Origin of the sequence: Myroides sp. DF42-4-2 (assembly GCF_030326445.1) — a bacterium.
Taxonomy (GTDB): domain Bacteria; phylum Bacteroidota; class Bacteroidia; order Flavobacteriales; family Flavobacteriaceae; genus Flavobacterium.
This window is the reverse complement of sequence record NZ_JACAKI010000004.1, coordinates 47936-68348: the sequence shown is the minus strand read 5'-3', so window position 1 is coordinate 68348 and position 20413 is coordinate 47936. Positions and strand designations below refer to the sequence as shown.

Annotated in this window: 7 protein-coding genes and 2 pseudogenes; 1 reads left to right on the top strand and 8 read right to left on the bottom strand. The window is 39.4% G+C overall.

The features are described 5' to 3' along the window. Positions 1 to 4: 4 nt before the first annotated feature. The 3 genes from HX062_RS05050 to HX062_RS05040 form a co-directional block, all read right to left on the bottom strand. Positions 5 to 7027 (bottom strand): beta strand repeat-containing protein, encoded by a 7023-nt coding sequence (locus HX062_RS05050; RefSeq protein WP_286466640.1) that lies wholly within the window; start codon positions 7025 to 7027, stop codon positions 5 to 7. A gap of 28 nt (positions 7028 to 7055) precedes the next feature. Beyond that, positions 7056 to 10313, bottom strand: coding sequence for a phage tail-like protein (locus tag HX062_RS05045; protein ID WP_286466638.1), 3258 nt, complete (start codon positions 10311 to 10313; stop codon positions 7056 to 7058). 724 nt (positions 10314 to 11037) lie between these two features. Next, a complete protein-coding gene (locus tag HX062_RS05040) occupies positions 11038 to 11745 on the bottom strand; it encodes a LuxR C-terminal-related transcriptional regulator (RefSeq protein ID WP_286466636.1) in 708 nt (235 codons plus the stop codon). A gap of 793 nt (positions 11746 to 12538) precedes the next feature. On the opposite strand from HX062_RS05040, the pseudogene HX062_RS05035 reads away from it, so the two are divergent. After that, positions 12539 to 12658, top strand: a pseudogene (locus HX062_RS05035) (IS982 family transposase); the annotation flags it as partial. A gap of 79 nt (positions 12659 to 12737) precedes the next feature. Here the strand turns inward: HX062_RS05035 and HX062_RS16240 are convergent. The 5 genes and pseudogenes from HX062_RS16240 to HX062_RS05015 form a co-directional block, all read right to left on the bottom strand. Beyond that, positions 12738 to 12794: pseudogene (locus HX062_RS16240) on the bottom strand (hypothetical protein); the annotation flags it as partial. Between the two features lie 596 nt (positions 12795 to 13390). Further along, the gene (locus tag HX062_RS05030; RefSeq protein WP_286466632.1) at positions 13391 to 13672 is read right to left on the bottom strand and encodes a hypothetical protein; all 282 of its coding nucleotides are present in this window, start codon (positions 13670 to 13672) and stop codon (positions 13391 to 13393) included. Between the two features lie 3 nt (positions 13673 to 13675). After that, positions 13676 to 16072 (bottom strand): RHS repeat domain-containing protein, encoded by a 2397-nt coding sequence (locus HX062_RS05025; RefSeq protein ID WP_286466630.1) that lies wholly within the window; start codon positions 16070 to 16072, stop codon positions 13676 to 13678. A gap of 637 nt (positions 16073 to 16709) precedes the next feature. Continuing rightward, entirely contained in the window at positions 16710 to 17336 is a 627-nt protein-coding gene (locus tag HX062_RS05020) for a HEAT repeat domain-containing protein (RefSeq protein ID WP_286466628.1), read from the bottom strand. 914 nt (positions 17337 to 18250) lie between these two features. Beyond that, positions 18251 to 20413 (bottom strand): MBG domain-containing protein (locus HX062_RS05015; RefSeq protein WP_286466627.1); only part of this gene is annotated, 2163 nt, incomplete at its 5' end.

Genomic DNA, 20413 nt, shown 5'->3' with positions numbered 1-20413 from the left:
TGCTTTACTCTTCTCTCAGCTTCATCACTACGTTAAAATAAGTTCGCGCCGAAATGGTAGGATTTTGTACAACTTTATACTCTAATACCCCCGCTTCGCTAATGGAAACATCTTCAAATACATCATCATCATAGTATACCACAAAATAATCCAATTCATTTTCTTCATATACGGATAAGGAAGCTCCTGATCTAGAACTGATTGCATAAGTAAATTGACTTTCGTAAATCTCGTACACATTTTTTCTTCCCGTTCTACCTGGTTCGATGTCGACAACGAAACTAGGTGCATAGAAGAATCCGGCACCGCCACCACCTTTTGCTGGTTTGAAAGAAGCACCGCCTGATCCATCTGCTGTTAACACATAGCCCTCTTCTGCTGTTTCTCCATCTTCATTGGTAGAACTGATTTTCTCTTCTGAAACTCCGCCGTCTTTAATTACGTCTCCGTGCACAGCTTCCCCTTTTAATTGATCGTATCCAACTGCATCATTTTTAAGCTCATCTGTTCCGATAGCCTCATATGCAATATACTTTGATTCAATGGATCCGAGTTTGATTTTCAATTGCATATCGCGCAACACCGCATCATCTCCATCGACTACATCAATTACATCATCTCCTACTATATCTCCTGTTGATACTTCCGGTTCTGCTGGCGCATTATACGCAACACTTCCATCAGACTGAACTGTTAAGACATATCCACTGCGTTCTCCCGCTGCGCTAATCTTCTCTACAGTTACTGCTCCATCTTCTATGTGATCTGTTTCTACAGCTCCATCCATTATTTTATTTGCTGAAATGGAATTGTTTGCAATTTTTGCATTGGTCACTGCGTTAGAGGCAAGTACTCTGCTGTTCACCGCTTGATCCCTTAAGTTTGTTTCTCCTACGACCTTCTCAGCCAAGTGTTCATTTTGAACTGCCTCGTTGGCAATCTTGTTGCTTGTTACGGCCGATGTTGCGATTTTTGCACTTGTCACCGCATTCACATCCAAATGATCGGTTTTAATTCCCAACTCCTTCACGGTTACGGTTGCATCTTGCAATAGAGCACCTAATCCATCGGTTACATCAATAGAAGTAGACCCCTTCAATTCTCCTGTTGTGGAAGCACCACCTGCTTGGAAAACAACTCCTCCACGACCATCTGAAGCCAAGACTTGTCCAGCATCAACATTGTTGGCATTCACCTTCGAACTCAACTTTTCGATTGTTACATTTTTATTTGCTAACTTCTTCGTGGTTACCGCATTATTAGCTAGCTGCATTTCTTCAACACCGCTGTCTTTGATATTCACACTCGCATCTCCTAACAAGGCATGGGCAGCACCAGGTCCTGTAATGGTAATTCCCGTACCTCCTGTCAACGCCTTCCCGGCATCTGCTACTATATCAATCATATTTTGAAAGTCAGCACCACCTTGGCCATCGGTAATCAACACCAATCCTTCTTCCGCATCACCTGAACCGATTTTATCCGCTGTCACTGCGCGAGTTCCCAAATGAGTAGTATTAACTCCGCCAGTGGCAATGCCAATATTCAGGCCTTGTAAAGCCGCTTTATTATTAGGAATGTTAAGCGATCCATCCGTAGCGGTAATTGCCTTACCTTGAGTAGATGCTACTAATTCAAGCGATTGAAACTTCGCATTACCCGCACCATCCGCTGTTAAAATTGTACCGCCAGCAACATTTTCATTGTTTACTTTTGAGCTAATTTTATCCTGGGTTACCGCATTGGCTTTTAAGTGTTTAGTACCAATCCCATCAGTCGCTACTGCAATTTTTGTTTCAGTCAATAACGCTTTATTATCCGCTGCTACGGTGATCGATTCATCTGCCAATAAATCTGCACCTTGTCCATCAAAGGCCGCTGTATTCAATTCTTTGAACACCACTGTACCTCCGCTTTGCGCAGTTAATACGCTATTTTCAGCTGCAGAACCAGCACTCATTTTAGTAACTGTAACTGCGGCATCTTGTAGTTTGGCTGTTGAAATTCCGCCATCCTTCACATCAATAGACGTTGGCGCCAACACAACATTTAACCCATCTGTATTATTCGTAAACGCAAGAGCGCTTCCCAATTGAAGGTCTTCCCCTCCTGCTTGAACTGCTTCTTTTGCGGCATAATCAAACCCGCCTTGTCCATCGGTTACTAAGATGCGATCGCGATCGATAACCACTCCATTGTCTTTAGAACTCAATTTACCTCTTGTAATGCTTTGATCAGCAATACTCAAGCGAACGTCTTTTAACAAAGTATTTGTTCCATCGCCTTCAGTCATCTGAATAATGTCATCCGTGGTTAAATTACCTGCTGTATCCGTTACGATATCGCCTAATTCACCCCAAACAACTTCTCCATCTCCTCTAGTGACTAATACACTTGCTGCATCAACCCCTACGGCTGAAATTTTATCTACTGATACTGCTTTTTCAGCTAATTGTGCGTTTTGAACTGCACCATCTGCTAATTGAGTAGTCGTAATGCCTTGGTCCTTAATTCCCAACTTTACATTGGCAAGTACACTAGCTGCTCCATTTTCAACAGTAACAACCCCATCGGTTGTAATGGAACCTTTATTGGTTATCACAGCAGCAGTTAGCGGTTCATAGCTAACGCTTACTCCATTAGATCCTACTGTGGCTACTGCTCCTGGGCTAGCATTGCCAGCGTTTAATTTATCCGCTTTGATCGAGGTATCATTAATACTCAATGTAACATCAGCAAGTACTTTATCTACCCCCTGATCAGAAACAGCAATAATCTCATCCGTACTAATGTTTCCTTTTTCAGTGAGCATTGTAGCAGAAAACGCTTGGTAACGTACGGCTCCTGTTGCATCAGCAACTGCAATTCTATTGTCGCTACCCTCAGCTGCTGTCAGTTTAGTCGCTTCAATAGTTGCATCAGCTAGGTTTACATTTCTAACCGCACCCGCTGCAATATGATTGCCTTTTACTCCTCCTTGTTTTAGGGTAAGTACTACCTTTTTCTCTGCATCGCCAAAGAGTACATTTTCACCCCCTGCTACTGCAATGGATTCAGATCCTTCCAAATCACCGTGCATAACAGAAGATATGGCGTCATCGGCGGCAAGGAAAACGGCATTTCCAGACCCATCAGCAGTTAATACTGCCCCTAGTTCTACATTGGCTGTGCTAATTTTATCTGCTGTTACCGCATGACTGTGAAGGTGCTCGTTTTGTATTCCTTCTTCTTTTACTTTAATCAAAATAGGTTGCAAGACAGCTTTAGAGGCATCGCCTTCCAATGCCAAAGCAGCATCAACCGTTAAGGGGTGTCCTTCTACCACAGCAGACATCGGTTGGTACTTGACAGAACCATCGGTTTGCACAACGGGCACAAAGTTCGCTTTCCCTTCACCTGCAAATAACTTATCTTCTGTAATCGACTGATTCTTAATCTTAGCCGTGGTAATCCCTTGATCTACTAAGGATAGTGTCATCGGTGTCAAAGTAGCTTTCTCTCCGCCCACTACGTTTATCGCAGCGTCAGCTGTTACTGCCTTTCCTTGTGCCGCTACTGTATTGTAAATATCATTTTGAACCGTTGTTTCACTTAAAATTTCTGTGATATTTTCAATTACCGTTCCCGCTATATCAATCTTAGCCAATGGCGTATCTCCACTTTTATCGTAAAACTCAAATGTACCAGGGGTCACTTCCTCAATGTGAAGGGTATTGGCATCAAACGTTATGCCCGCACCCGTTACTTCACCTAAGCTATTGACATCATTTTCATTAAAATACGTAAATGTACCATCCTGGTTGTCTTGTAAAAGCGTTACCTTTTCTTGGGTTTTTACAATCTCTCCAATAATTTCATGATTGGCATCCACCCACTCTGCTTTTCCTGCCGCATTGGTAATTAAAAGCTGTTTAGCTACCCCGCCTTTAATCTTTTGCGCTGTAACAGCTTCATTTGCAATACTTAGATCTACAGCTGTAAAAACAGCATCAGCAACACTTGCTTGTCCATTGATTAATATGCCTGTTCCCGATAAAGGGGCTTTGTCAATTTCCAATTGCTCTAACACTTCAATCTTTTGATTGATTTGGGTGATTGCTTCTTCCACATTGGTATAGCCAACTACGGAATTATCTTGGAAAATAATGGCATTTGCACGTGTGTTCACCGTAGCTAATGGCGTATCACTCGCTTTATCTTTAAAGATAAATATACCTGGGGAAGTGGTATCAATCGCTAGTGTATTGGCGTCGAAATTAACCCCAACAGCACCAGGTTTGATGTTGCCGTGTTTGTCTACTTGTTGTTCGTTAAAATACGTAAAGGTACCATCTTGGTTATCTTGTAAAATAGTATTCGTCTCGTGAGAAGCGATAATCAATTGAAGAATTTGATCATTGGCATCCAACCAGGCTACCGATCCACTTTCATTTGTTCCGAGTATTTTACCAGGTCCATCTCCACTTAACTTCGCTGTCGTAACGGCATTATCTTGGATTTTGGCCGTAGAAACTGCATTTGTGGCTAATTTAGCTTCTGTAATACTGCTGTTTTTTACATCTAGCGTTACATCGGCTAAGGCCGCATGCTCTCCACCCGTTACCTCAATGGTAGCAGCCCCTGTAATTGCTTTACCACTATCGCCAATAACACTTCCCAACGACTGAAACTCCGCACCGCCATCTACTGTTGAGGTCAATACAAGTCCCGCTCCTTTTTCCGTGCTAATTTTATCTTCGGTTACCGCTCCAGGAGCAAGGTGTGCACTTTTAATTCCTCCTTGTGCCACCGTCAGGTTTAACGGCTGTAAGGCCGCTTTATTTCCTGCGGGAACAGCAATAGATTGATCTGAAGAGGAAACCGCTTGTCCAGCAGTTTGCGCCACATCACCTAAGGTTTTAAAGGTAGCATTACCCGATCCATCCGCAGTTAATACCGTTCCACCTGCTGCCGTTTGCGCATCAATCTTATCCGTTGTAACTGCCTTGGTTGCTAGATGTGAGTTGCCTACTCCTGCTGGAGCAATGCCTATGGTAACTTCATTCAACACCGCTTTATTATCTTGCGGAATTGACAAAGAGCCATCCGATTTTAAATCAGCTTCTGTTCCTTCAAAAGCGGTTGGATTAATCTTTTTATAGGTTACATTTCCTAAACCATCGGCTGTTAATACGGCGTTTTCTTCTGCACCTTCCGCTGATATTTTCTGTGGCGTAACAGCGGCATCAGCTAATTTAGCTTCGGTAATACCGCCTGCCTTAATGCCTATTTTTGTGTCAGCCAAAACAGCCGAAACACCGTTTCCTGTGAGAAACTCTAACGAATTATCTAGAGTTAAATCTTCTCCTGCTTGTACAATCGTCTCGCGAGCGACATAGGTGAATCCTCCCGTTGCATCAGTAATCATCACCATGCCTTCTGTTGAACCCGCACTGCTTAATTTGCCAATTTCTATGGTTTTATCCGCTAGTTCACTATTGGTAATGCTCTCCGCTTTAATTCCCAATTTCACATTGTATAGCAAGGAATTTACTCCATCGCCATCTTGAATTTCAACAATGCCATCTGTGGTTAAATTCCCCGCGGTATCAGTTACGATATCACCGAGTTCGCCCCATTTTACTTCACCCGCATCATCTGTAACCAAGACGCGCTTATCCAAGGCAGGTCCAGCCACTAATTTCTCAATTTCAATGGTTTTATCTGCGAGTTGAACCCCTGTAATTCCTCCATCGGCAATTGTTAAATGTACATCGTCTAAAACTTTACCTACTCCGTTATCTACAACGATAATATTGTCGGTAGTAATATCTCCTTTTGCCGTAATTGCACTAGCTTCCAACGGTTTATAACTAACTGTACCGTCGGCATTTGCTGTTGCTACTGCACCTGCTGCTGCACCTGTTGCGTCCAACTTACGAGCGTCAATTCCTTTCTCAGCAATCCCTATGGTAAAATCTTCTAATACTTTTCCAACGCCGTCGTCTACAGTTACAGAACCATCGGTTGAAACTGTACCGCGATCGGTAATAATGGTCGACGTCAGTGGTAAATAGCTCACCGTACCATCGGCATTGACCGTAGCCACATGACCGGCTTCTTCAGCCTTGGCTTTTAATTTTACTGCGGACACCGCTTGATCAGCAAGATTGTCTTCTTTTACTGCTTTTACTCCAATGTGTTTGCTTGCAATTCCTCTTTCATTAATACCAATGGTCACTTTTTTAGAAGTATCCCCAAATAAAACATTTTCTCCGCCTCCTGTTATAAGAACAACACCAGCTTCACCAGCTAAATCTCCTTGCATCGCAGGACTCACCGCATTTTTAGGTGTTTCAAACGAGGCATTGCCCAAGCCATCTGCTGTTAGAATAGCATCTGGTTCAGCGCCTACGGCATTGATCTTCGCCGGCGTTACAGCGGCATCAGCAAGATGATCTGTTTTAATTCCGCCTTGTTGTACATTTACAATAACTTCTTTTAACACTGCTTTATCGCCTCCTGTAATGGCAATGGAATGATCAGTACTCTGCATTTTCTTTCCTTTGGCCGCTACCGTTGCAAAAATTTGATTCTGCACTTCTTCCTCATTGAGGATATTGGTAATCTGCTCCGTCACCGTTCCACCTACATCAATCGTAGCAATCGGATCATCTTGAGACAAGTCATAAAAGGCAAATACACCTGTTGGAGCCCCTGTTTGTGGATCATTCAGCTCTTGTACGCTCAGCGTATTGGCATTAAATGTCGTCCCTACAGCCGATGGCTTTCTAACGCCATTGGCGTCATAATCTCCCTCATTAAAATAGGTAAAGGTTCCATCCTGATTGTCAATCAACTCAGTAATCGCCTGATTCAACGACAAGATTTCCTTGATCTCATCATCAGAAGCACTCATCCATTGTGCTACTCCATCTGCTGAAGTAACTAACAATTGACCGCGTACACCACCTAAAATTTTATCGGTTGTTACCGCTTTAGGCGCAAGTGCCGCAGTGGACACTCCTTCCTCTTCAATGCTTAACATTAAGGTATTTAAAACAGCTTTATCCCCATCACCCCCCTATCTTAATAGACGAATCAGGTGAACTAACGGCTTTTCCTTGTGCTGCTACTGCATGGTAAATGTCGTTTTGAACCGTGGTATCGTTCAAAATTTCTGTAATATTCTCAATGACACTCCCCGCTACATCGATTGTTGCAATCGGCGTTGTATCACTTGTTTTATCGTAAAATGCATAAGCATTATCCGTTGTTTTTTCAATGCGCAGTGTATTGGCATCAAACTTCACACCTGTTCCTGCAATGGGATTGCCGTTGGCGTCAATTTCCTTTTCGTTATAATAGGTAAAAGTACCATCGCCAGCATCCACGAGTAGGGTTACTTTTTCGTTGAACTCAAAAGCATCTTGAATCACCTCATCTGAGGCATCTACCCATTTTACTACTCCGGTTGCATCCGTTACCAACAATTGTTTGGCTCCACCTGCTGCAATCTTTGCCGTGGTAATTCCACCTGCTGCAACAGAAATTTGCATAGGGTTTAACACCGCTTGATCTCCATTGTCAACCACTATTGAGCCATCAGCCGCAGTCGCTGCTTTTCCTTGGGCGGCTACCGCATGATAAATGTCGTTTTGAACCGTGGTATCATTTAATATTTCCGTGATGTTTTCAATCACTGTTCCTGCAATATTAATGGTTGCCAAGGGCAGTCCTGTTGAGGCATAGGTGCCATCCGTAAATACATAGGTACCATTGGGTTGCTCGGTAATGGTCAGCGTATTTGCGTCAATAAGAATTTCATTGGCTTTAATAGGAGCCCCAGTAGCGTCAATGCTGTTTTCGTTATAATACGAATAGGTTCCATCGCCGTTGTTTTCAATAAGCGTAACAACTTCGTTTTGTTTGACTACTTCTTGAATGATAGAATCTGTAGCTGGTACCCATTGGGCTTGCCCTTCTTTGGTAACTAAAATTTGCTTATTTGCTCCAGGTGCAATTTTTGCTAAGGTAACTGCCTTGTTTTTTATTTTATGAGCGGTTACCGCACCCTCTGCAATTTTGGATTCTGTAACAGCTTCATTCGCTATACTCAAGGTAAGTTCTTGCAATACCGCATCATCAACCTGTAATTGTTCGTTAATTAAGATACCCGCTCCTTTGATAGGCGATAAATTTCCCTGTGCGCGTTCCACTTTGGCGATAAGATTATTCACCACATCTTGCAAGTTGTCTCCTTCTATAGTCGCTGAACTATTTTCAAATACAATGGCTTTCGCACGAGTGTTAATAGTCATCAAAGGGTTTTGCAACGAAGTCGTACCATCGTAAAAATCGTAAATCCCCTTGCCTTCAGCTCCTGTTCTTTCTTTGATGTTTAACGTATTGGCATCAAACTTCACACCTGTTCCTGCAATGGGATTGCCGTTGGCGTCAATTTCCTTTTCGTTATAATAGGTAAAAGTACCATCTCGTCCATCGACAACTAGGGTTACTTTTTCGTTAAATTCAAAGGCTTCTTGAATAACCTCATCTGAGGCATCTACCCATTTGACTACTCCGGTAGCATCAGTCACCAACAATTGTTTGGCATCGCCTGCTGCAATCTTTTCCGTGGTAATTCCACCTGCTGCAACAGAAATTTGCATGGCGTTTAACACCGCTTGGTCTCCATTGTCAATAGCAATAGAACCATCAGCTGCAGTTGCCGCTTTTCCTTGGGCTGCTACCGTATGGTAAATGTCGTTTTGAACCGTAGTATCGTTCAAAATTTCCGTAATATTCTCAATGACACTCCCCGCTACGTCAATTGTTGCAATCGGCGTTGTATCACTGGTTTTATCGTAAAAGGCATAAGCGTTATCCGCTGTTTTTTCAATGCGCAGTGTATTGGCGTCAAACTTCACACCTGTTCCTGCCATGGGATTGCCGTTGGCGTCAATTTCCTTTTCGTTATAATAGGTAAAGGTTCCATCTCCAGCATCCACGAGTAGAGTTACTTTTTCGTTGAACTCAAAAGCTTCTTGAATAATATCGTCCGAAGCATCTACCCATTTGACAACTCCAGTTGCATCAGTCACCAACAATTGTTTGGCTCCCCCTGCTGCAATCTTTGCCGTGGTAATCCCACCAGGTGCAACAGAAATTTGCATGGCGTTTAACACCGCTTGGTCCCCATTGTCAATAGCAATAGAACCATCAGCTGCAGTTGCCGCTTTTCCTTGGGCTGCTACCGTATGGTAAATGTCGTTTTGAACCGTAGTATCGTTCAAAATTTCCGTAATATTCTCAATGACACTCCCCGCTACGTCAATTGTTGCAATCGGCGTTGTATCACTGGTTTTATCGTAAAAGGCATAAGCGTTATCCGCTGTTTTTTCAATGCGCAGTGTATTGGCGTCAAACTTCACACCTGTTCCTGCCATGGGATTGCCGTTGGCGTCAATTTCCTTTTCGTTATAATAGGTAAAGGTTCCATCGCCAGCATCCACGAGTAGGGTTACTTTTTCGTTGAACTCAAAAGCTTCCTGGATAACCTCATCTGAGGCATCTACCCATTTGACAACTCCGGTTGCATCAGTCACCAACAATTGTTTGGCTCCACCTGCTGCGATCTTTGCCGTTGTAATACTATTGTTGTTTATACTCAGTGCTGTTGTAGTTAATACAGCGCCATCTCCACCCGTTACCGCAATCATACTATCGCCTGTTAAATCCTTAGCATTTAGCGATATGGCCTGTATAATTTCATTTTTAACGCTATTGTCTTGTAGAATTTGGGTGATATTTTGAATCACATCTGCAGCAATATCAATGGTAGTCTGCGTTTGGTCTTCTGACGTATAGGTGTATGTTCCATCAGCATTCGACTCTAAAGTAGTCAATACATTCACCTCATGTAAAGGCACGGATACTACTCTGTTTTTACTGTCTCGTAAAAATAGAGTTTGATTGTTGGGATCAACAGCCAACTCTTCATTTTGAGCCACGTCTTCTAAGAAATCATCCGTTGAGCTAATCAAGCGAACCCAACGCGAATCAAACCAAAAATAATACCCCGGTTTTAGCTCGCTATTATCTGTTGTGTTAAACACTAACAAACTAGAAGGTGCTTTTCCTCCTGAGATAATCGAACTAGTAGCAGTAGACTCTAAGGGAATTCTCGGTATTAATACCCCCTTAAACGTGCCTGCTTTTGCTTCCACATCTAAAAGTGCAGCGGGATTTGGATTGGTCGTTCCAATCCCAACTTGCGCAAATGTGAACCCTGACATCATTAATAATGCAACTGAAAGTACATTTCTTTTCATAAACAACTATTTATTTCAATTATACTACTTAACAAAATTTTTTAACTATTTTGTACTTTTCAATAAGTAACAAATACAATGCCACATATTAAAAAATCAAATAAAATACCCTACACAAATCAATACTCCATCAATAAATCTATGTTTTTTAACCCCATACATGATTTATTTTAAGACCTATCGATCTTTACAAAATACAAATACTTTTAAATTTAAGATAAATATATGCATTTTACATCGTATTTTATAGATTGATAAAAAATAATTACAATTAACACAAAATCTACGCTCGTATTTTTGATAAAAATGTACCTTTTATAATTCTTAAATTATCATTAATATCTATTTTTTATTATGGTAAATAAATCATAATTACATGTAAAAAATACAATAATCAAAAACACCATACGTTAGCCCTGTTATTTCTAATAATTTAACTAAACAAACGCTTGGCTCACGCAAAAAAGAAAGTTACTCCTGTCTTGTAGTTTGTGCTTGTTGCTTTGAAATCTTTGCATTTCTTCCCCCAAGAACAACTAAATCCTCCCTGTTAACCATCCGGAATAATACAAGGCACATATGCGTTCAAAAAAATGTTCGCCTCAAGTCACAAAAAAAGGGATTCCATGTTGAATCCTTGCTAAATAAATCTTTTCGCCCTCATTCGATATAAGCGTAGGCCGGAGAATAAAAACCTCAGTTCTAGTTCATTTGTTCAATCTTCTTATGCTGAATCTAACTTTTTAATTAGCGCAATAAAGCTATTGGATTTTGTTTTACTCAAAATATTTTTTCGATGAGTCAGTACTGTATTAATACTAAGGTGTAAAATTTCGGATACTTCCTTACTGGTTAATCCCTCCTTAATCAGTTGAATAATCTCCTGCTCTCGGGTTGTTAAATTAAATCGATTGGTCAAATCGAGGTAAACGCCTAACTCTTTATCGAAAATTGTATAGTCTGTTTTCCTACATACGTCCGTTGAGGGGTCCATGACTTTATGTGTGACTAAAGATTTACACCAGTATCCATCTGCATTTACCTCCAACGCCTGATATTCTTGTCGGATTAACATATAAGTCCCATCAGCTTTTCTCAGCCTATAGCTATATTTAAAAACATAGCGAAAGAGTTCTTCATAGCGCAATTTGTTAGTAAACTCTTGCCCTTGCATTTCCATTTCTAGAAAATAACTTTGATCATCAGGATGCATCCAACTGATAAACATTTCAGTAGTAACACTGCTCATCTGATATCCCGTTGTTACCGCAAATGCAGCACTGATAAAGGGAATAATATTGTCTACGTTATCGTAAATAAAATAGTAGGACGTCCTTGCATCGGATGACGAGTCAGCGGTATTGATCTTGACATTTTCTTTGTTTAAAAAATCTAACCAATCTTTGTAAGGTAAGGTGTTCATGCTGTCCATGCTGTGTTGTGTTTAAAAGTAAGCCTCGTAGATTTGTACCTGTTCGACATTGTGGATATCTTCTGCTCCTACCACCTGAAATGATCTAAGCGTGTATCTTGCGTTTTGCGAATAAGCATAGCCATTGCTTAACCAACAGCAATCCCATATCGATCAGTTACATAAACTATACGCAGTAAATATAAAACAAATAAACTGCTTAAAAATCACCTATTTGCAGTATATACGCCCCAAAAAAAACTTAGTTGAACACAGGGCTCACTGAAAAATCTAGGAGGAGGCGAAAAATTAAAGAAATAAAAACACGGCCAAACAGCGAACGAACGAATATCACTTTCAAAAAAGGGAGTAAAAGTAAAACCTAGCTGTTTTAGGAAGCACTTAGGGTCAAAATCACTCAAAAGTGCCAAAAAAATGTTCGCCTCAAGTCACAAAAAAAGGGATTCCATGTTGAATCCCTGCTAAATAAATCTTTTCGCCCTCATTCGATATAAGCGTAGGCCGGAGAATAAAAACCTCAGTTCTAGTTCATTTGTTCAATCTTCTTATGCTGAATCTAACTTTTTAATTAGCGCAATAAAGCTATTGGATTTTGTTTTACTCAAAATATTTTTTCGATGAGTCAGTACTGTATTAACGTGGGTACTATATAAGAAAAGCCCAAAAAGAGTATAAAAAAGAGATAGAATTACTTGAGTTCGATACAAGAAAAGACAAAAAAAGCTATAAAAAAAGAGATAGGATTAGTATATTTAAGGTTCTGAATCACAAATATTTAACTAAAACTATCTCTATGTTATCTACAGACAAAATTACTGAAATTTATTATGAAGTTGATGATTTTTTTAAAGCATATTCAAATGTTTTGCAATCTCATAGTATTGAAGCAGATAGTACAAAGAAAAAACGCTCAATCGAATTTGCCATGGTATTACTGAACCATATTTCGATGCAAGAGATGTTCCTTTAGAAGCTCCCTTCGCTTGAAATGGTTTACTTAATAAACCTTGATTATCAATTGCGGCAGCAAGAAAAACAATATCTTTAATGCCAAATTGTTCTGCTGCTTGATCTATAAGAATAGCCCCATATAATTCTCCCTTATTTTCATATGTCTATCCATTATATTTATAAGGTCGATCATCAATATCATAAAAAGGATTCTTACTTGTAGTCTCTTTATTATCGAATGCCATTGTGATTTTTATGCGCTGCATGATCTAACAAACTTACATAAAAGGCAGTTGCAGCTCCTTCCCAGAAATTACCTCCTGTTAATACGGATACTCCTCCACCACGAACCTACTTATTACTCCAAATATAGCGGTTTTCGCAAAAACGAATTTCTTTTCAAATACTTCTTATCTAGTAAATACTGAAGGTTAGCCTAGCCTGTTACAAAAGTTGAACGAATTAATGCATTAAGTTTATTAAATGTGTGTGTTTAAACAAAAAAAGCAGTAGAAAATAGATCTACTGCTTTTCTAAATCTATTACTTTTTAAATTATTTTTTTAAACTTCCCTGTATATACCTTGATAAATTAAATTCTTTACAAGAATAAAATATTATATGGAATTCTTATAACAATGTAATGTACTATTCTTGTACAACTATTATTTGTTAATTAATTGACCATTTTAATTCTAATCTCCGTAATTGATTTCAACTACAATACTATCTTTTTTAGTAAATACTATTTTATAATCATCAGATGCCGAACTAGGAGATTCGTAATTTTGAATAAATAAAGAATCATTCCAAAAAGCATTTTCAACTTTTAGTGGTTTATTATTCATAATACTATTTACCTCTCTATAGTGCATTCCTATCTTAACTTTCACTAAATCATTGTAATTTTGAACTACTTTACTACAATTAAAAAAAAGTCCAAATACAATAATAAAAATATATTTTCTTTGTTTCATTCTCTATTTTTTACCAGTGCTAAATAGCACTTTATAATATACATCTATAAACCTTTTAAAATCATAAGCAAAACTAGATGAAGACCAATTACCAGAATGACGCATTTGGTAATAATAAGCTCCTACTCGATTTGAATAATAATCTTGTGGATCAAAAGCACTAGCTCGTGTTGAAGAATGAATATTCTGAATATGCTCGATTAAATTACCGACACTTTCACCATAACCATACCCTACTATTACTACATGTCTCATGTCCATTACCTTTCCATCCGGAGCTTGGACGTACCTCCATTCTGCTTTTGGTCCTAATGGTTGACCTTGTTTCCATCCTGCTTCAGTAGCTATCTCTTTCCAAGACATATCTTTATATCTCTCAGCCCACTCCTCTAAAGAATGTTTTACATTTGAAGAATGCTTTTTTAACGGATCTTCTTGATCTCCACCATCCGCTGTCATTTTATGCGCTGAATGATTTAACAAACTCACATAAAAGGCAGTTGCAGCTCCCTCCCAGAAATTACCTCCTGTTAATACGGATACTCCACCGCCACTAACGGTAGAAAAAGAAACCATAGCTACAGAATTATCTCCTAAACTACCGCCGTATTCCATAAACCCAAAAGACAGCATACTACTTACTGCCGCTGATGCAAAGGAAGATCCAAATTTACCACCTTGAAGAGCCGATATCGCTCCTTGACTTATTCCATGGGCTATTGCTTGTCCTACGGCTTGTTGTACGGTAACTATTGTACTTGCTCCTTGAGCAACCTGAAATAATTGTCCAACACCAAAACTAACGGCTCCACTGACTGCTCCAAATATAGCGCTTTTTGTAAAACCTCCTGCAGTGAAAGGCACATCTGCTAAAAGAGCGGTCATCGTATAAGTTGTCATAGCGACAACTGTACCAATAATTACTGCCGCAACAAACGAAATTTCTTCACCACTCGGATCCGTATATTTTAGTGGATTGTTCCATACATACCCATAGCGGTTAAAGTTTTGTGTATTTGAAGGGTCCTGTATATAATTATCAGGAGCCATAAATCTTCTCAACTGTGGGTCATACAAATGACCATTCATTTGAATGATATTGATTCCTTGAAGGTGTTCGTGTCCTGTATAACCTCGATCTGTAAATGTTAATTGATTCAGGACTTGTCCTTGTCCATCCATTATTTTTACAGCAGTTCCCCAAGCGTCAAAATGTCTTTTTTCAACAATGGTTCCTACTTGATTTGTAATAGCGACAATACTAGACAAATAATCTCGGTGAAAATAATAGTATTGTGGAGCGTTAGCTTTGTCTCCTTTTGCTATTACCGTGGCATTATACGCATCCCCATCTACATAATACACATACTCTATATTCTGATTTTTTGTATTGTAGGTTATTTCTATACTACCATCTGAAGAATAATACCTTCTATACAAGCTTTGCTCTTTTGTTGTAGCAACATTACCATAATACATTACGGTTCTATCACCAGCTCCATTGTATTCAAAGTACAAATCTTCTTTATTCTCTTCATGAATAGATACAGGACTTTTTAAAGCATTATACGCTACTTCCAATAAGGGTCTTCCTCCATAGTACGATTTAGCATCTGACGCTAAAGCAATCGTATTTACTTGGTATTTCTTTGTCGCATCATACTCGTAAGCTCCAATCTTGTTAGAAGTAATCCTCCCTTTATTATCATACGCCTGCGTTTCTTGCTGCCTAGATAGTACGTTCGTAAATCCTATTAATCGATCTAATTCATCATAAGTAAACGTTTCGGTAAACCCAAATAAACTATTCGTTCTACTTAAAAGATTACCTCGTTTAGCATCAAAAGTAGTTTGAAGTTCAAAGACTGAAGCTGTGTTAGCACTCTTTTTCACTTTCATACTAACTGGTAGAGAAGTCTTCACATCATAGCTATATACATGCTCTAATCCATTACCTAATTTTACCTGTGCCAAATTCCCTACATCATCAGTGGCCACTTTCTCCGTTAATACCTTATTCGTAGCAAAATCAACTACTCGCCAGTGCTGTCCATTTTTGTACTCGTTCTTAGTTTTATTTGTAAAAACCTTGCCAAAAGCAGCGGTTTTAACCTCTTCCGTTGCACTTCTACCCCATCCATCATAGGTCATTGTTTTAGTAAAAGTTGCAACTGGTGTTTGTTCCACAACCTTTGTTATTTGCAACAACGCATTGTAATCAAAAGTAATGGTTGATACCTTCCCATTGATATTTTCTGTGGTTGTCTTTAGTTGTTGAGTCGTTGGATCATATGTATGTGTACTATCATATTGGGTTAAATCTCCTTCTACTTTTTTGCGAAGTAATTTACCCACTCCATCATACTCTAAGGTTGTTTTTCCTATAACAACTCCATCCATTTTGTGCGATCATTTACTACAAAACGACACGTTTGATATGCTGTATATCAGCAAAAGCAAGGCGGACCTTTTTTTCGTAAAATTAAATTTATGAGAGTGGAACAGTAAATAGTCTGGGGTGATGCCTAGTTTTCCTCCAATAGCCTGTCGGTTTAAAAATGAATTGGCAACGCCATAAGCTTCCAAGACTTCACCTTTTTCTAAAGGTAAATCTAATTGAAGTAAAACTCCTTTGGTCATCTTCTTCAAAAAGAAGTAAAATACCAAGGAGAAAAATACACCAAACAGCACACCTTTTACCAAATAATAGTACCACGCTTCCAGGCTTCGGTCAAATAACCAATTTCTAGCAGTTGATACTAGGGTGGAAAGTAAAATTTACTTTTTATAGGCAGAGGCTCAGGAGGGGACAAAGACAAGAAGGGGTACCCTCATTATTTTTTTAGGCAAAGTAGCTAGTAATTACCGATGGTGATCTGCTTGTCTTTTAGGAAAGACACATAAAAAAGAATATACAAAAAATCGTTCCTTCTATGTGGAATAGAAAATACCTGATACTAAAAAAGCAGTAGATGATTGTTTTCTACTGCTTTTTCAACGCTTACTCCGCGTATACTTTCTTACCTTTTCTAACTTTTTAAATTAGATTATGTCTTTTTCCTAAATACTCATCTTTAGAACATTCTTCTATAAAACTACTAATTTTAGGATCTTTTCTATCCCACTTAGACATTGCAGATAACAAATACTCCCTTGGATCAAAACTTCCAACCTCATGCTGTTCTTTTATAAGCGTTTGTTTTAAATTAACAGCATCAATAAGCGTATATATATCTTCTTTTTCAGGAATAATATCGTCAAACGCCAATACTGCTAAAGCTACTGAAAGAACAGATAAATTACCTTCTTTTAATAATTTCAATATTGGAGAAATATCTTTAATAGATTTTCTATTCATTCTCACATATGCTAAAGCTACTTCATGCGTAATCATATCATCTACCTGGTTCTCTTCTAAAATACGCTCTAAATGAGGTAAAACGTTTTTATACTTAATTTTACCTAAAGCTTTTATCATGATACACTGGGATTCCCAAGCTTTAAGATTTTTGCTTTCTTTCAGATATGCTTGATATAATACGTCTCCAAGCTCAACTACTTCAAACGCTCCTATGAGTTTAGCAGCTTTTCTTCTTTCAGGTGCCTTACTAGAGTCTAATAATAATTTTAAATCTTCAATACTTTCTTTTAAAACTTTTGCCATATATCTTCTTCAATAATTAATTCCCAATCACCAACCAACGTTGCTCTCACTTGGTTATTCGCCTTTTGTTGTTCACTGCGTTGATAACATCTACCACAAAACTACCTATAGGTAAAACAGCGGACAAAAACGTAAGGATGTACCAAACTACACGAGCAAAAAGAGGACTCTTTTTCACTTTTAGCACTACTGTAGTGTCATTCAAGACGATTTAATTCATAGCGGTCAATTTTTATACGGAATGAAAAACGAACGCTGTTTTATAGTCCCATTCAAAGATATCATAAAATCAAGTAGTTCGCATACGGAAAAACAGCACTTCCTACACTTTATTTTCCTTCTTTTTACTTGATCCTAACTCTTTTAGTACTTATCTTTGTACTCTTATGCAGCAGTAATAAAATAACATAAACCGATGTCGTTTTCTTTCGAAAAGAAAAACGCAAGTTTTTTTTGAGTACCCAATCTTTGGGGTACTGTTATTTTATTATACCTCATCATGAAATCAACAAACCTAAACAGGATCGTACTATTTATTGCGATCACTATACTATTAGATAGTGCCGGATTTGGTCTTATCTTCCCTGTATTACCCGAATTATTGGAGCAAGTACTGCACGCCGATTTAAGCAAATCACCGTCTTATTTGTTGTTTTTTTCTTACTCTCCCCAGCTTCACATAGCATGGAGAACCCTACTTACCCGGTATTGCCTTTGCCCTCGCAGCGACCTTGATACTCATTAGTTTGTATTTACTCTTTCGATACAGTAGAAAATAACGCCAGTACCACTCCTCTTTTCATTGACATAATAAAAGAAGCATCCCTTCTTTGCGTCTAGGTTGAGCGCGTTGATTTTTACCCTCGTCTCAAAAAAAAGTGCTTGCTGTATGTAAACAGCAAGCACTTTTTGTATTACTTGACGATAAATCGAACGGATTGTGGTTTTCCATCGACTTTAATCACCAAAATATAGGCTCCAGCCGCAAGGTCAACTGGCAAGTCAATGACGGATACCGCCTGTTCTAACTGGCCTTTGGTCATCAATTGTCCAAGGGTATTGTAAATCGTATATTCACTTGTTTTAAACGTCCCTACGGGATAATCAAATCGAACAGTCAAAGGCTTATTCTTGTCGACTGGATTCGGATACACCGCCATGGCATAGGTATTTTTTCGCGTCACTTGCATCGGACAAGTCGTAAATACTTGGCCTCTACTGGTGTGAAGTACAGCGTAGTATTCAGCCGCAGGATCCAACAAATCACTCGATGTTCCTCCTTCGGAAAACAGTTGTTTGTCCGCTACTTTTTCTCCGTTTTTATACCATTCGAATTTAGTAAATACATAGCCTCCATTGGTTTTGGAATTGTTATTGACAAAAACGAGGTTGTCGTATTTCTGTAGTAAAACGCCTTCCCATGGCATTCTCTTTTCAATAATCACAGTATAGGTTTCTCGATGAATGCCATCTTCCGCTATAACCTCGATTTCTTGTTTATGCTTTCCGTATTCAGGAAGAGCAAGGACGATAGTAGAAGACGGGAGAACTAAAGTGCCTGCTGCTGTTTCAACTTCAAGGAAAACGCTGTTTATAGGTCCTTCACAACCGACGGCAATATATACTTCGCGTTGAATCTTACCGTAGGATACCCCATCGACAACTAAGTTATCTAGGGCTGTATTTTTACTTCTCACTTGAATGGTACGCGATACGGGAGCTGCGGCTTTGTAATTGGCATTTCCCTCTTGATGGGCCGTTACCGTTACAAACCCTGGTTTTAAAAAGTGAATCACTCCAGCTGTATCCACTTGTGCAATAACTTGTTCAGCAGGGTCATCGATCGTATAGGTTACAGCTAAACCAGAACTAGCCACTGCTTGAAGTGGCAAAGATGGCGTATCTTCTAGTACCACCGTAGACACAGCTTCAAAGCGAATGTATTGCTCTGCCGGTGTAATAGTCAAGATGCCCACTAAGCGGAGTGGTTCGTAGTTGGGTTCATTTGCAATAGTAGCCACTACGGTATAACGACCTACTTGTGTTTGTCCGTTGTTTTCGTAGGTTACCGTTGTCCCAACTTCTAACGCTCCTTCTACTTCTAAATACTGAGCCTCTCCATCGTAAACAACCGATTTTGAAGGCAAGCTAAGCCCTTGTATTGCAGCTCTTTTAATTTCGAAAGTTGCTGTTGTAAACGAACGAATGATGTAATTCGCGCGTGGGGAAAGGCTTCCTTGTGTAATAGTATAATGACCAACTGCTTCCCCTGCCTCGCGTTCTAACTGTCCCGTCATTGCATTAGCGGGATAATCGCCACGACGCAATCCTTGAATAGTATACCTCAATACAGGGTCTGTTTGTCCATGACGCTTGTATTGCCCTGCATCAACAACAATATCGATTGAAGTAGGCGTAATCTCAAAACGCTCGGTTGTATCTAGGTGTAATACATAATTATTTCCAATACTTTCTAAGCTTCCTAAGGTGTAGGAATAACGACCTACATTTTCGCCTGCATTTCGACCTAATACACCGCGTAAAGCCGTTGCTAGGGTATCTCCATTGCTTAATCCAACTGCGGTAAAGGTCAAAACAGGATCAGCAGTACCGTAATCTTTGGCTTGGTTTTCTTGCGGATAAATAACCAATTCAATCGGTGAAATGGTAAAATCAGCGCCTTCGTACACCAGGGTATAATTGGCATTTGCTACTAAATTGCCTTGATTAATCGCATAGGTACCCACAGACTCTCCTGCCTCGCGCACTAAGCTTCCGCTTAGAACAGTAGCAGCATCGTCTCCTTCTTGTAATCCTGAAACCGCATAAGTTAAGGCAGGATCAGTTGCTCCATAGGCTTTTGTTTTTGTTTCCGCCGTTACCGTTAAGATAGCTTCAGTTATGGTAAAATCCGCACTTTCATACACCAAGGTATAATTAGCTGTTGCTGCTAAACTACCTTGGTTAATCGCATAGGTACCCACAGACTCTCCTGCCTGACGCACTAAGCTTCCGCTTAGAACAGTAGCAGCATCGTCTCCTTCTTGTAATCCTGAAACCGCATAAGTTAAGGCAGG

What these genes read in the sequence shown, in the direction of transcription:
- HX062_RS05050 (WP_286466640.1), bottom strand. Translation starts at nt 7,027, where the DNA reads ATGTTAAGCATTGAAGAGGAAGGAGTGTCCACTGCGGCACTTGCGCCT.
- HX062_RS05045 (WP_286466638.1), bottom strand. Translation starts at nt 10,313, where the DNA reads ATGAAAAGAAATGTACTTTCAGTTGCATTATTAATGATGTCAGGGTTC.
- HX062_RS05040 (WP_286466636.1), bottom strand. Translation starts at nt 11,745, where the DNA reads ATGGACAGCATGAACACCTTACCTTACAAAGATTGGTTAGATTTTTTA.
- HX062_RS05030 (WP_286466632.1), bottom strand. Translation starts at nt 13,672, where the DNA reads ATGAAACAAAGAAAATATATTTTTATTATTGTATTTGGACTTTTTTTT.
- HX062_RS05025 (WP_286466630.1), bottom strand. Translation starts at nt 16,072, where the DNA reads ATGGATGGAGTTGTTATAGGAAAAACAACCTTAGAGTATGATGGAGTG.
- HX062_RS05020 (WP_286466628.1), bottom strand. Translation starts at nt 17,336, where the DNA reads ATGGCAAAAGTTTTAAAAGAAAGTATTGAAGATTTAAAATTATTATTA.